General features: G+C 68.0%; 10 protein-coding genes. 8 read left to right on the top strand and 2 right to left on the bottom strand.

Features of this window, described 5'->3' with window-relative positions; genetic code table 11:
- Positions 1-97: 97 nt before the first annotated feature.
- The 4 genes from ABD848_RS01375 to ABD848_RS01360 all read left to right on the top strand — a co-directional run bounded on the left by ABD848_RS01375 (position 98) and on the right by ABD848_RS01360 (position 6,959).
- A complete protein-coding gene (locus ABD848_RS01375; RefSeq protein WP_344966401.1) occupies positions 98-2,077 on the top strand; it encodes an acetoacetate--CoA ligase in 1,980 nt (659 codons plus the stop codon).
- An 89-nt stretch (positions 2,078-2,166) separates the two neighbouring features.
- Positions 2,167-3,399, top strand: coding sequence for a heparan-alpha-glucosaminide N-acetyltransferase domain-containing protein (locus tag ABD848_RS01370; RefSeq protein ID WP_344966399.1), 1,233 nt, complete (start codon positions 2,167-2,169; stop codon positions 3,397-3,399).
- 247 nt (positions 3,400-3,646) lie between these two features.
- A complete protein-coding gene (locus ABD848_RS01365) occupies positions 3,647-4,753 on the top strand; it encodes an aromatic acid exporter family protein (RefSeq protein WP_344966397.1) in 1,107 nt (368 codons plus the stop codon).
- A 79-nt stretch (positions 4,754-4,832) separates the two neighbouring features.
- The gene (locus tag ABD848_RS01360) at positions 4,833-6,959 is read left to right on the top strand and encodes a catalase (protein WP_344966395.1); all 2,127 of its coding nucleotides are present in this window, start codon (positions 4,833-4,835) and stop codon (positions 6,957-6,959) included.
- Positions 6,960-7,009: 50 nt separating this feature from the next.
- Here the strand turns inward: ABD848_RS01360 and ABD848_RS01355 are convergent, their stop codons facing one another.
- On the bottom strand, positions 7,010-7,696 hold the full coding sequence (locus ABD848_RS01355) for a hypothetical protein (RefSeq protein WP_344966393.1): 687 nt from the start codon (positions 7,694-7,696) through the stop codon (positions 7,010-7,012).
- Between the two features lie 345 nt (positions 7,697-8,041).
- Between ABD848_RS01355 and ABD848_RS01350 the strand changes: the two genes are divergently transcribed.
- Positions 8,042-8,602 carry a GNAT family N-acetyltransferase gene (locus ABD848_RS01350; protein ID WP_344966391.1) on the top strand — a complete coding sequence of 187 codons (561 nt, stop codon included), beginning with the start codon at positions 8,042-8,044 and terminating at the stop codon, positions 8,600-8,602.
- A 206-nt stretch (positions 8,603-8,808) separates the two neighbouring features.
- The gene (locus ABD848_RS01345; protein ID WP_344966389.1) at positions 8,809-9,606 is read left to right on the top strand and encodes a purine-nucleoside phosphorylase; all 798 of its coding nucleotides are present in this window, start codon (positions 8,809-8,811) and stop codon (positions 9,604-9,606) included.
- Positions 9,607-9,649: 43 nt separating this feature from the next.
- On the opposite strand, the gene ABD848_RS01340 is transcribed toward ABD848_RS01345, so the two are convergent.
- On the bottom strand, positions 9,650-10,054 hold the full coding sequence (locus ABD848_RS01340; RefSeq protein WP_344966387.1) for a cytidine deaminase: 405 nt from the start codon (positions 10,052-10,054) through the stop codon (positions 9,650-9,652).
- A 178-nt stretch (positions 10,055-10,232) separates the two neighbouring features.
- Here ABD848_RS01340 and ABD848_RS01335 point away from each other — a divergent pair, with 178 nt between their 5' ends.
- Together ABD848_RS01335 and ABD848_RS01330 are read left to right on the top strand one after the other, a co-directional pair.
- On the top strand, positions 10,233-12,614 hold the full coding sequence (locus ABD848_RS01335) for a phosphoketolase family protein (RefSeq protein WP_344966386.1): 2,382 nt from the start codon (positions 10,233-10,235) through the stop codon (positions 12,612-12,614).
- 106 nt (positions 12,615-12,720) lie between these two features.
- The gene (locus ABD848_RS01330; protein ID WP_344966385.1) at positions 12,721-13,806 is read left to right on the top strand and encodes an acetate/propionate family kinase; all 1,086 of its coding nucleotides are present in this window, start codon (positions 12,721-12,723) and stop codon (positions 13,804-13,806) included.
- Positions 13,807-14,012: the final 206 nt, after the last annotated feature.

Below are 14,012 nucleotides of genomic sequence, written 5' to 3'. Positions count from 1 at the left end.
TTGTTAGATGTTGGGATCGAGAGCCGTATGTGGGCGTTCGTCGCATGGCCCCGGCGGGGCGCCGGCGGCGCCGAGAGTACGAGGAAAGGGCGCGAGAATGTCACAGTTGCCACAGCCGGCGGTGCTCTGGGAGCCTGACCGAGAGCGGCGAGAACGCGCCACCATCACGGCGTTCACCCGCTGGGTCAACGAGCACCGCGCCGTCGAGGCCGAGGACTACGACGCGCTATGGCGCTGGTCGGTGACTGATCTCGACGGGTTCTGGTCAGCCGTGTGGGAGTACTTCGGTGTTCCGGCCGACCGTGACTACGACCAGGTGTTGGCCGACCATGCCATGCCCGGTGCCACCTGGTTTCCCGGAGCTCAGCTCAACTACGCGCGCGCGATCTTCCACGATCGCGATGACGATACCGTCGCGATCCGGCACGCCTCCGAGCTTCGGGTGCTCGGGGAGTGGACGTGGGGAGAGCTCAAGCGTCGCACGGCCGCTATCGCCGCGGGGCTACGCCAACTCGGGGTGGGCAAGGGCGACCGGGTCGTCGCCTACCTCCCCAACCTTGTCGAGGCAGTGGCGGCCTTCTACGCCTGCGCCGCCATCGGCGCGGTGTGGTCCTCGTGCTCGCCCGACTTCGGGGTGCGCGCGGTCACCGACCGGTTCGCCCAGATTGAGCCCAAGGTGCTGCTGGCTGTGGACGGCTACCGCTATGGCGGTAAGGACTTCGACCGCCGTGACGTGGTGGCCCAGTTGCGGGAGCAGTTGCCGTCACTGCACCACACCGTGGTGCTGTCCTATCTGCAAGACGAGCCGGTCGCCGGCGCCCTGTCGTGGGAGGAGTTCGAGGCTGCCGGGGAGGGGGCTCCCCTGGAGTTCACCCCCGTGGAGTCCGACCATCCGCTGTGGGTGCTCTACTCCTCCGGAACCACCGGCCTGCCCAAGGCCATCGTGCACGGACACGGCGGTATCGTGCTTGAGCAGGTCAAAAACCTCAACCTGCACCTTGACGCCCAGGAGAGCGATCGAGTTTTCTGGTTCACCACCACTGGCTGGATGATGTGGAACTTCTTGGTGAGCGTGCTGCTGACCAAGGCCTCCATCGTGCTCTACGACGGCAATCCCGCTCATCCCGACCTTGGCGCGTTGTGGGATCTGGCCGAGCGGGCCGGCGTCACGATCTTTGGCACCAGTGCCGGTTTCCTGGCCACGTGCATGAAGGCTGACCTGCACCCCATGGCCGGCCGTGACCTGTCGGCGCTGCACGCCATCGGTTCCACCGGCTCCCCGCTGTCGCCTGAGGCCTTCGACTGGTGCTACCGCGAGTTCGGCCACGGCCTATGGCTGTTTTCTACCAGCGGCGGCACCGACATCTGTAGCTGCTTGGTCGGCGGGGTGCCCACTCTGCCGGTCTACGAGGGCGAGATCCAGGCCCGTTCGCTGGGTATGGCCGTGGCCTCCTGGGACCCCGAGGGTAACGAGCTCATCGGTGAGGTCGGCGAGCTGGTGGTTACCCAGCCGGCTCCCTCCATGCCGCTCTACTTCTGGGGCGACACCGATGGCGAGCGGCTGCGCGACAGCTACTTCGCTATGTACCCCGGGGTATGGCGCCATGGTGACTGGGTCAAGATCACCGAACGGGGCACCGTCGTCATCTACGGCCGATCCGACTCCACCATCAACCGGGGTGGGGTCCGTATGGGGACCAGCGAGATCTACCGCAGCGTCCTGGCCATCGAGGAGGTGACCGACGCGCTCGTCGTAGACGTGCCCCAATCCGACGGTGGCTCGCGCATCGAGTTGTTCGTGGTGCTGCGCGAGGGCGCCGAGGTCGACGATGAGCTGGCGCGCCGCATCGCCCGCGGTATCCGGCAGGACTGCTCGCCCCGCCACGTCCCTGACGGCATCCGCGCGATTTCTGAGGTGCCGCGCACCTTGTCGGGCAAGGTGCTAGAGGTCCCGGTCAAGCGCATCCTGATGGGGGAGTCGGCCGACCGTGTGGCTAGTCGTGACTCACTGGCCAACCCGCATGCGCTCGACTACTTCACCGAGCTCGCGGCTCCTTCGGCGTCGTCGGCCTCCTGATCTCGTCCCTGCCCGTGGTTGGCGGTTACGTCCCCTCACGGGCAGGGATGTGGGTAAAAATCACCGCAAGACGCCATAGCCTGGACGGCGTGTCACAGCAGACGCCCAATAGGGCAGTGGAGGACGCCGTCCCCGCCGGCGCGCGCATCGTCGGAATCGACGTCGCCCGGGCGCTGGCGGTTTTCGGCATGTTCACTGTCCATCTCGGCGTGGGCGCGATCGGCCTGCTGCCCGACGACCCCGCCGAGATCGTGCACGGGATAGCCCGTGGCCGTTCCTCGGCGCTGTTCGCGTTCCTGGCCGGTGTTTCCCTGGCTTTGGTGTCGGGCCGGTCACAGCCGCTGGCGGGTCAGCCGCTGCACCGCCTGCGACTGCGTCTTCTGGTGCGCGCGACGATCCTGATCGTGCTGGGCGCGCTGCTCGACGTGCTCGGCACCCGCGTCGCCGTGATCCTCGCCTACTACGGCGGCTACTTCGTCCTGGCCTTGCCGCTGCTGCGGCTGCGCGCTCCCGCCCTGGCCGCGACCGCAGCCGCGATCTGGCTGGTCGGCCCGCAGGCGTCGTTTGTCCTGCGCGGGCTGCTGGGGACGAGCGACTACCCACAAAGCTCCGTCGACGGCCCCCTTGACTTCTTACTGACCGGCTACTATCCGGCGTTCACCTTCATGGCTTTCGTGGTCGCCGGTATGGCGGTGGGCCGGCTCGACCTGAGCGCGGGTCGGGTCCGCGCGTGGCTGGCCGGCGTTGGTCTCGGTCTGGTCACGTTGGGCTATGGCGGCTCGTGGCTGGCGCTGCACCCGCTCGGTGGGCTGGAGCGTCTCACGCACGCCCTATCGCCGGCAGCGGCGGCGGGCCAAGCCCAGACCGACCTTGCTTACCAGCAAATGGTGCGGGAATGGGTGAGCGAGCAGATCGGCTCCCTGCACGGTCGCGTGCCCACCGATACACCGCTGTGGCTGCTGGTCGCCTCGCCCCACAGCGGCACCTCCTTCGAGATCGCCGGCGCGGTCGGGGCCGCGCTGCTGGTGCTCGTGGCCTGTCTGGTCGCCGCCGACTTCCTCGGCGCCGTGTGCTACCCCCTGGCCGCGGCAGGTGCAATGGCGCTGACTGTCTACGTCGGCCATATCGTCGTGATCGCCCTGATCGGGGCGGCCCCGGAGGACACCGCGCCGTTTCGGCTGGAGTTGTTCCTCGTTGGGGCCTTGGCCTTCGCCACGCTATGGCGGCTCCTCTTGGGCCGCGGCCCCCTGGAACGCGGAGTCAGTTGGGCCTCGACCGTGGCCGCTGACGCCGCCGCCCCACCGGACCAGCCCCGCCGCTGAGGCTCTCCATTCGCTGATCCCCGTCGATGGGCAACGCGCAGCCTCGCATGATCGACCAAGACAGCGGTAAGAGGCTGGGCGAGGCGCTCGTTGCAGCAGAAGGGGGATCGATCGTATGGGGGCAGTGCGCGATGCACGGCACTCGTGGCGGGACGTATTGCCCTCCACTCTCACTCTCGCTCGCTTACGGGCGGCGTTGGTCCGGGCGGTCAGGCACGGCGGCTACGAGCGTGACACGCTGCTTTTCTTGGGCAAAAGCACGCTGGCGGCCACGGTGGCCTGGTTCGTCGCCCATCAGCTCCTCGGCGCGCAGTCGCCGGCGTTCGCGCCTTTCTCCGCGGCACTGCTGGTGCAGGTGAGCGTCTACCGTTCGGTGACCCGGTCATTGCAGTACGTTCTCGCGGTCGTGCTGGGGGTGGCCGTTCAGGCCGTGCTGGGATTTCTCCTGGGGCCGCGGCTGTGGACGTTCGCGTTGGTGGCCCTGGCGGCGCTGGCGATCGGTCGCTGGCGCACGCTGGGTCCCCAAGGCGACCAGGTCGCCACGGCCGCGTTCTTCGCCTTCTCCGCGTTCACCGTTGTCACCTCCCTTGACGGGCGCATCGCCCAACTTGGCAACGTCATCATGCTGGTGCTGGCGGGCAGCGCCATCGGAGTGGTGACCAACCTGTTGGTGTTTCCGCCGATGCGGCTGCGCAGCGCCGAGTACGGCCTCACGACGCTGGCCCGCGCCACAGGTGATCTCGTCGACGACGTGGCCACGCGACTCCACGAGGGGGTGCCCGACAGCGAGACCACCTCTTACTGGCGCTACCGGGCCCGCCTCCTGGGCGGCACGGTCGAGCAGGCGCGCTCGGCGGTGCGAACCGCCGAGGAGAGCGTCTGGTACAACCCGCGGGTGATGCTTCGCCGCTACCGTAACCGCACCTCGGTCGCCGGCTACGAGGCCGCTACCAATGCGCTGGGCCGCGTCGTGGGCCAACTCGAATCGGTCACGCGCGCCCTGCACCACGGCCGGGAGGCCGCGACGGGGGCCGAGACGGGCTACGTGCGGTTCCTGCGGGATTACGGTGCTTTCCTCGCCGCCGTGGACGAGGCGATCGAGGTGCTGGCTTCGCTGAGCCAGGAGCGGCTGCGAGACGATATCGGTGAGCTCGACAGCCGGGTCCAACGGGCGCGCGAGCACGCCGACCGGTTGGCCACGGCGGCGCGGGGCAGCGCATTGGGTCCCGACGAGTACGCGCAAGCCTACGGCACCTTGCTCATCGAGGCTTCCCGCTTCCTCGACGAGCTCTCCTATGCCCACTCCGCGTTGTCCCAAGGGTGGGAGGCCCAGGGGTGGGAAAAGTTCCGATGAGCGCTGTTTCGGCGATGGCGTCCCCGGTCAGTCGGTGAGCTAGAAACACACGTCATCCCGGGCGAAGTGAGGCATTGCCATGGCTGAACCGTCGGGTGGTTCTGAGCGCGCAGTTGACAAGGACCGCCAGCTCGATTCCGTACGTAAAGACTCCCAGGGTGCCCTCAGCACCAATACCGGAACGCGCGTCGACGACACCGACAACGCTCTCCAGGCCGGTGAGCGCGGCCCGACCCTCATGGAGGATTTCCACTTCCGTGAGAAGATCACCCATTTCGACCACGAGCGTATTCCCGAGCGTGTGGTCCACGCGCGCGGTGCCGGCGCCTACGGCTACTTCCAGCCCTACGCTTCGCTCTCCCACTATACGCGCGCCCACTTCCTCAGCGACCCTTCGGTACGCACTCCCGTATTCGTCCGGTTCTCCACCGTCGCCGGGTCGCGGGGCTCCGCCGACACCGTCCGCGACGTACGCGGATTCGCCACGAAGTTCTATACGGCCGAGGGAAATTTCGATCTCGTCGGAAACAATATCCCTGTCTTTTTCATTCAGGACGGTATAAAATTTCCTGATTTCGTGCACGCGGTTAAACCTGAGCCGCACAATGAGATCCCGCAGGCGCAATCGGCCCACGACACCCTGTGGGACTTTGTGGGGCTCCAGCCCGAGACGATGCACATGATGATGTGGCTGATGTCGGATCGGTCGCTACCGCGCAGCTACCGCATGATGCAGGGCTTCGGGGTACACACGTTCCGCCTCGTCGACGCGCAAGGGCGGGCGACCTTCGTGAAGTTCCACTGGCGACCGCTGCTGGGGACGCACTCCCTAGTGTGGGACGAGACCCAAAAGATCGCCGGCAAGGACCCCGACTACAACCGTCGCGACCTGTGGGAGGCGATCGAACGCGGCCAATACCCCGAGTACGAACTGGGGATGCAGTTGATCCCCGAATCCGACGAGTTCGCCTTCGACTTCGATCTGCTCGACGCCACCAAGCTGCTCCCCGAAGAGCAGGTGCCGGTGACACCGGTCGGCAAGATGGTGCTGGACCGCAACCCCGACAACTTCTTCGCCGAGACCGAGCAGGTGGCGTTCCACACCGCTCACGTGGTGCCCGGCATCGACTTCACCAACGACCCGCTGTTGCAGGCCCGTAACTTCTCCTACCTCGATACCCAGTTGATCCGGTTGGGTGGGCCGAACTTCCAGCAGTTGCCGGTCAACACGCCGCTGGCCGAGGTTCACAACAACCAGCGCGACGGCTATGGCCAGCACCGCATCCACCGTGGCCAGACGAGCTACTTCGACAACTCCCTGGCAAGCGGGTGCCCCTACCTGGCCTCGTCACAGGGAGACGGCGCCTACACCCACTACCAGGAGCGGGTCGACGGGGTGAAGATCCGCAAACGCAGCGAGAGCTTCCACGACCACTACTCCCAGGCCACCCTGTTCTACAACAGCCTGGCTGACTGGGAGCGCGAACACCTGGTGGCCGCGTTCCAGTTCGAGCTGGGCAAGTGCGAACACACCCACGTGCGCGAGCGTGTCGTGGCGCGCCTCAACAACGTCGACCATGGTCTGGCCACCCGGGTCGCCAACGGGGTGGGCGTGCAGCCGCCGGCCGAGGAGTCGACCCCCAACAATGGCCGCAGCTCGCCCGCGCTGAGCCAGGCCAATACCACCATGGACACCATCAACACCCGCCAGATCGCGGTCTTGGTCGCCCACGGTGTCGAGGCGGCCGGAGTCACGGCGTTCCAGGAGGCCATGCGCCAGCGCGGCGCCGTCGTCGACGTTTTGGCGCCCGCGGACGGGACGGTGACCACCTTCGAAGGAGCCACGCTGTCGGTGGACCGCGCCATCACCACCGTGGCCTCGGTCCTCTACGACGCCGTCGTGGTGGCCGGAGGCGTGCGGTCGGTGGCGATGTTGGCCAGCGACGGCTACGCCACCCACTTCGTGGCCGAGGCGTTCAAACACGCCAAGCCGGTCGCCGCGATCGGGGCGGGCGTGGATCTTATCGGGAGCCTGCCGATCCCCAAGTTGCGCATGGCCAACGGTGAGAGCGGCGCCGCCGTCAGCGACCAAGGGTTACTGACCACCCGTGACAGTGAGCCCGGCTCCGCCTTCAACGAGGAGTTCGCGCGCCTGCTGTCCCACCACCGCATCTGGGAGCGCGACATGGCGCCGGTACCGGCGTGAGTGAGCTGCCCACCGGCGCGCGGCCCGGCTAGCCAGTCGGGGCGGTTACCTCAGTGCTCGGGCTGCGCGTACCGTCCGATGTGCGAAGCCGTGCGGTCGCGGTGCTCCAGCGTGTTGCTGGTCGTGCGCGTCTGCACCCGCATGAGCCGGCGGGCGTCGTCGGCTGCGGCGCGCGCCACCTCAGGGCGGGCCGCCTGGCCGCGCCGGGACTCCTCGGTGGGCATTCCCAAGTCGTCGGGCAGCCCGGCCTGCCCGACGATCCGCATCTGCGAGGTCTCTTGGGACAGTGAGGGGCGGATGTCGCCAGAGGGCGTCTTCCACTTGCGAAGCCGGTGCTCCAGCCACTCGATGCCCTGGTACCCCTCGCCTTGAGGCCAGGCCACCCCGTCGGGCCGGTAAGCCAGGGCGTGCAGCAGGTCGGCCACGGTCCAGCCGGCGGAGAAGAACCGTGCGGCCTCGTCGCGCAGCCCGGGGAAGGTGACCCCGCGCAGCGAGGAGTCGCGCCGGCGCAGCAGTTCGCACGCCCGGTGCACGTCGCTGCGGGTGTAGACGGGGCGGCGCAGCGGATCGGGCTCGGCCGGGTGGAGCACCTCCTCGTCCACGGTGACGATGACCTCGCCTTCCCGGGTGTCCCAAATGCTGATGCGCTCGCGTGGCCAGCCTTGCGACTCGGCCAGGTCAGTGGCCAGCCGTCTCAGCTCAAGTGCGTCGTCGGAGCGGATACGCAGTTCTGCCATCACCAGTTCCCATCTTTTCCGCGCTCAGAGCGCGCGTGTTGGCCCCAGGGTAAGCACTTCGGCCGACAACACTGGCGAGCAGCTACGGCGTGCCGACTGATTCACTGTTTCGATGGGCGTGGCAAGATGGAATCCGAGGTTTTAACGGGCTATAGAACCGTTATTCGTTTCTAGTGGTTTGTGGGGGGTTTGTGGCTTTCCGGAGGCGCGCAACCGGGCGCCCCGCCCGGAGGGGGCTTCCGTCGGCACATGGTCCTCATCCCCAGCTTCCTCCGATAGCCTCCCAGAACAGTGCGGAAAGGACACCGGCCGCAGGTCACACCGGAAAACGTCAGAAGGTCGACCATGAGCCACAGCGGCACCGCCACCGTGTCACGAGCCGCCCACGCTGAGATCGCGCTGTTGCGTCTCGACAGCGACTCCCCGCGGGTCACCGACCTGCGTGCGGCCGTGCTCAAGCTGCGGTTGGCACCGGGACAGACACGCTACAGCGGGCAAGCGGCCACGACACTGCCTCGTGCCGACGCCGACCCCAACCGCACCCCTTTCGCGGTCACCCGCGCAGGCGACGCCGTCGGGTTCGGCATCATCGACCGCGTCGGCAACCTCGGCGAACTCACCGATGACCCCGCCCGCGCCACGCTGTTGCGCGCGTTCTACATCGACGCGCACTGGCAGCACCGCGGTATCGGTCGCGCCGCCTGCCGTGCGCTCGCCCCGTTCGTTCATGACCTCGCCCCTGAGGCCACCGATATCGTGCTCACCGTCAACGAGGGCAACTCCGTCGCGCTGCGCGCCTACACCGCCGCCGGCTTCATGGCCACGGGCCGGCGCTACCTCGGCGGCGACGCCGGGCCACAGTTGGTACTGCGCAAGCCCATCACCTTGACCTCCCCCTCGTCCTGACAGGCGAGGGGTCCCGGGCCCCACGCGGGGTGGGTGGGCGGCGGGTTCTGCGCTTCACGGCTGTCCGCCTCACCGAGGCGGGGTCTTACGTGATCGCCACGAGAACCGCCGCTAGGCTGTTTTCGACGCCGACCATCGCCGCCGAGCGACTCCCACGACGATCATGGCCGCCCCCACCGAAGTGGCGCAGCCCCGAAAGGTGCCTGGTGCCCCCCACTGCTGACGAGACTGCCAGACGAGCCGCCGCCGCCCTGCGGGAACGCACAGGAGCCGACTCCTACGACAGCGCGGTGGTGCTGGGCTCGGGGTGGGCGCCGGCCGCCGACGCGCTCGCAGCCACGGGCGAAGAGATCCCCTTCGACGAGCTGCCCGGCTTCGTCCCTCCCGGTGTCGAAGGCCATCGGGGCCACGTCCGCCACGCAGTTGCCGCCGGAGGCCACACCTTGGTCTTCTTGGGTCGCACCCACCTCTACGAAGGCCATACGCCCGAGACCGTGGTCCACGGAGTGCGCACCGCCGTCGCCGCAGGGGCCTCGACCGTCATCCTCACCAACGCCGCCGGCGCGCTACGTCCGGACCTGGCCGTAGGCCAGCCGGTTCTCATCAGCGACCATCTCAACCTCACGGCCCGTTCCCCCCTCGTCGGCCCCGCCTTCGTCGACCTCAGCGACACCTACGCCGCCACGCTGCGCGCTCGCGCCCGCGAGGCCGATCCCACGTTGGCCGAGGGGATCTACGCGGCCATGCCCGGACCCCACTTCGAGACACCGGCCGAAATCCGCATGCTGCGGGCTATGGGGGCCGATCTCGTCGGTATGTCCACCGTGCTTGAGGCCATCGCGGCACGCGCGGCCGGCGCGCAGGTGCTGGGACTGTCCTTGGTCACCAACCCGGCCGCCGGTGTCACTGACGCCCCCGTGGACGCCGCAGACATCATGGCGGCCGGCCGCAGCGCGGCCCCGGAAGTGGGGCGGCTGCTCGCATCGATCCTGGCTCGGCGGTGACCGGCGGTAAGCACGAGGCGAGCTAGGAGGCGCTACCGCCGCGTCAGTCGTGTCGCGTGAGGTCGTCGGGGCCAAAGGCGTGGGGCAGCACGCGCTCCAGCGTCATGACTCCCTCGGGTGTTGCCAGCAGCATCGTAGGACCGCCGTGTTCCCACAACAGTTGACGACAGCGCCCGCACGGCATCAACACCGCGCCGTCGCCGGACACACACGCCAGCGCCACCAGCCTCCCGCCGCCATCGGCGTGCAAGGCTGAGATCAACCCACACTCGGCGCACAGCCCCAGCCCGTAGGAAGCGTTTTCCACATTGCAGCCGGTGACCAGCCGCCCGTCGTCCACCAGACCCGCCGCCCCCACCGGGAAGCCCGAGTACGGCGCGTAGGCCCGGCGCATGGCGGCCGTCGCCGCCGTACGCAGGCGCTCCCAGTCCACATCGAGTTTTGCCATCGACGTCTCCCTTCCCCCCGTTGCCGTTGCTTGCGCGTTTCCCCGGCGCGGTGACCCCCCACAGTCACCGCAACCACCTCTAGTCGACTCATGCCCCTCAAACCCCGGCGTTGGGATTTAGCCACGGGGGTTGCCGGGTAGGGGAAGCTAGTTCGTATTGTCTGTCGGGAGGCTAGATATGACCGGTACCACCGCGGCCCCAACGGTGAATTCCCAACTTGACCCCGCTGACCTGCATCGAATCCACATGTACTGGAGGGCTGCCAACTACCTCTCCGTTGGTCAGATCTACCTGCTGGACAACCCCCTGCTACGCGAACCGTTGCGCGCCGAGCACATCAAACCGAGAATTCTGGGTCATTGGGGAACCACCCCCGGGCTCACCTTCATCTACGCCCACCTCTCCCACCAGATCAAGCGGCGCGGTACTGAGATGATGTGGATCGTCGGTCCCGGGCATGGCGGTCCCGCCGCCGTCGCCACTGCCTGGCTCGACGGCACCTATACCGACGTCTATCCCGCCGTGTCCCAAGACGCCGAGGGCATGCGCCGGCTGTTTCGCCAGTTCTCCTTTCCTGGCGGCGTCCCCAGCCACGTTGCCCCTGAGACGCCCGGATCGATCCACGAGGGCGGGGAACTGGGGTATGCGCTCTCCCACGCCTACGGGGCCGCCTTCGACAACCCGGGGCTGGTCGTGCCGGCCGTCGTGGGTGATGGCGAAGCCGAGACCGGGCCATTGGCTGCGAGCTGGCTCTCGAGCAAGTTCATCGACCCCCGTCGCGACGGCGCCGTCCTCCCGATTCTGCACCTCAACGGCTACAAGATCGCCAACCCCACCGTTTTGGCGCGCATCCCCGAAGCCGACCTCGTGGCGATGCTGCGCGGCTACGGCTACGAACCCCATATCGTCGCCGGCGACGACCCCGCGACCATGCACCACAGCATGGCGGCCACGCTCGACACGGTCCTCGACCGCATCGACGCTATCTGGCACGGCGCTCGCTATGAGGGCATCGTGAGCGACATCCGCTGGCCGATGATCGTACTGCGCACCCCCAAGGGCTGGACCGGGCCACACGAGGTGGACGGCGTGACCGTCGAAGGGACATGGCGCTCCCACCAAGTGCCGTTGAGCGGGGTGCGCGACAACCCCGAGCATCTGCGGCTGCTCGCGGAATGGATGCGCGGCTACGGACCCGAGGAACTGTTCGACGCGGTCGGCGCTCCTACACCTGAGACCACGGCACTCGTCCCCGAGGGGCAGCGGCGGATCAGTGCCAGTCCCCACGCCAACGGCGGACTGTTGCTCAAGGACCTCGTTCGCCCCGACTTTCGTCGCTACGCCGTCGACGTGGCCACTCCAGCCAACCACACAGCTGAGGCCACCCGGGTGCTGGGCGGCTACCTGCGCGACGTGATGCGCGCCAACCCCACCAACTTCCGGATCATGGGACCCGACGAGACAGCGTCCAACCGGCTCGACGCGGTCTTCGAGGCCACGGCCCGCAACTGGAACGCCCACCTGCTGCCCTCCGACACCGATCTCGCGCCCGACGGCCGGGTGATGGAGGTCCTCAGCGAGCACCAGTGCCAGGGCTGGCTGGAGGGCTACCTCCTCACCGGCCGGCACGGACTGTTCAACTGTTACGAAGCCTTCATCCACATCGTGGATGCGATGTTCAACCAGCACGCCAAGTGGCTCAAGGTCACGCGCCACCTGCCCTGGCGCCGTCCCATCCCGTCGCTGAACTATCTGCTCAGCTCGCACGTGTGGCGTCAGGACCACAACGGGTTCACCCACCAGGACCCCGGTTTCATCGACCACGTCCTCAACAAGAAGTCCGAACTCATCCGGGTCTACCTGCCGCCCGATGCCAACACCCTGCTGTCGACGATGGACCACTGCCTGGCCTCGCGCGACTACGTCAACGTGGTCGTCGCCGGTAAACAGCCGGGGCTGACCTATCTGCCCATGGACCAGGCCATCGCCCATTGCACACGCGGCCTGGGCATCTGGGATTGGGCCAGCACCGACGCCGGCACCGAGCCCGACGTGGTGCTGGCCTGCGCCGGCGACATCCCCACTATGGAGACGCTGGCCGCCGCCGACCTGCTTCGGCGCCACCTGCCTCACCTGCGGGTCCGTGTCGTCAACGTCGTCGACCTCATGCGGCTCCAGCCCGCTACCGAACACCCCCACGGCCTCAGCGATCGAGACTTCGATACGATCTTCACCACCGACAAGCCGATCATCTTCGCCTTTCACGGCTACCCATGGCTGATCCACCGCCTCACCTACCGCCGTCACGGCCACCCCTACCTGCACGTGCGCGGCTTCAAGGAAGAGGGCACCACGACCACCCCCTTCGACATGGTCATGCTCAACGACCTCGACCGGTTCCACTTGGTCATGGACGTCATCGATCGGGTGCCCGGTCTGGGCGAGCAGGCGGCGCACCTGCGCCAGCACATGGCCGATGAACGGCTGCGGTGCCGCGCCTACACCCGCGAGCACGGTGCCGACGCGCCCGACATCCGCGACTGGGTGTGGCCCGGCTAATCCGGTCCACCAGAGTGCCCGCCGGCCTCCGGCGGCGCGAGGACGTACTGCTCGCCGGGCGGGACGGGCGAGTCCCCTCCCGCCCTCTGAGAAGGATGGCCCCACCATGCGCGTACTCGTCGCCAACACCGGGTCGAGCAGTGTCAAGCTGCACCTGCTCGGCCCCGCCAACGACCTCATGGCCAGCAGGGACTTCGACATCACCGACGGCCGGGTCGATCCCGAGGACGTGGCTGCGGCCTTGGCCGGCCTCGGCGAGATCGACGCGGTCGGCCACCGCATCGTCCACGGCGGGGAGAAGTTCCACGCTCCCGTGTTGGTGGACCAGCAGGTCATCGACCATCTGGGGGAACTCACCGATCTCGCGCCGCTGCACCAGCCCAAGGCGCTGGCCGCCCTCGCCGCGCTGCGGCGAGAACTACCGCGAACACCGCAGGTGGCCTGCTTCGACACCATGTTCCACGCCACCCTGGCTCCGGAGGTCACCACCTACGCCCTGCCCCACCACTGGCGACACCGCTACGGCCTGCGCAGGTACGGCTTCCACGGCCTCTCCCACGCCTACGCTGCCCGCCGCAGCCAAGAGATGCTCGGCGCTGACCCGGGCCGCCTCGTGGTCGCCCATCTGGGAGCGGGGGCGTCGCTGTCCGCGGTGCGCCACGGTCGCTGTGTAGACACCACCATGGGGTTCACGCCCCTGGAGGGGCTGGTCATGGCAACCCGTAGCGGAGACGTCGACCCGGGGTTGGTGCTGTGGCTGCTGGATCGCCACGGCCTGGACCTCGACGAGCTCAGGGCCGGTCTGCAATGGCAGGGCGGACTGATGGGACTCACCGGAACCGCCGACATGCGCGAGGTTTTGGAGCGCGCCGGCAGCGGTGAGGCCGAGGCAGCGTTGGGGCGCGACGTCTACCTGCACCGGCTGCGGGCCAAGATCGCCGCGATGGCCGCCGCCCTCGACGGTCTCGACACGCTCGTCTATACCGGCGGTGTCGGTCAGAACGCCCCGCAGGTGCGCGCCGGTGCCGCCCAGCGGTTGGGGTTCCTGGGCGTGACCATCGACGTCGCCACCAACGACAGCGCCGCCCCCGACACCGAGGTCACCGGCGCCGGCGCGCGTGTACGCACCCTGGTCATCGCCGCCCGAGAGGACATCCAGATCGCCGACCACGTCCGCGACCTGCTCACCTGATTCGGGGCGTCCGCAACCTGGGCATCCCGTAACCGTTCCGCGGGTGTCACGCTGGCGTCACCGCCACCGGGATACCGTTTCCCGATGGCCGAAAGCGGCCGGAAATCCGTTGTCGCACTGCAAAAACACGCAGATCCACCGCACCGCTGCCGCTGGCTCATTCGTTTCCCGGGCGTTTCGGGAGGATTCTTCTCCCTCCAATTAGG

Source organism: Salinactinospora qingdaonensis (genome assembly GCF_039539445.1).
Taxonomy (GTDB): Bacteria; Actinomycetota; Actinomycetes; order Streptosporangiales; family Streptosporangiaceae; genus Salinactinospora; species Salinactinospora qingdaonensis.
Note: the sequence above shows the minus strand (reverse complement) of the source record. Positions and strands in the feature narration are given on the sequence as shown.

Coding starts and splice junctions, on each gene's coding strand:
- ABD848_RS01350 (WP_344966391.1), top strand. CDS start 8,042: ATGAGCCACAGCGGCACCGCCACCGTGTCACGAGCCGCCCACGCTGAG.
- ABD848_RS01330 (WP_344966385.1), top strand. CDS start 12,721: ATGCGCGTACTCGTCGCCAACACCGGGTCGAGCAGTGTCAAGCTGCAC.
- ABD848_RS01355 (WP_344966393.1), bottom strand. CDS start 7,696: ATGGCAGAACTGCGTATCCGCTCCGACGACGCACTTGAGCTGAGACGG.
- ABD848_RS01335 (WP_344966386.1), top strand. CDS start 10,233: ATGACCGGTACCACCGCGGCCCCAACGGTGAATTCCCAACTTGACCCC.
- ABD848_RS01360 (WP_344966395.1), top strand. CDS start 4,833: ATGGCTGAACCGTCGGGTGGTTCTGAGCGCGCAGTTGACAAGGACCGC.
- ABD848_RS01375 (WP_344966401.1), top strand. CDS start 98: ATGTCACAGTTGCCACAGCCGGCGGTGCTCTGGGAGCCTGACCGAGAG.
- ABD848_RS01340 (WP_344966387.1), bottom strand. CDS start 10,054: ATGGCAAAACTCGATGTGGACTGGGAGCGCCTGCGTACGGCGGCGACG.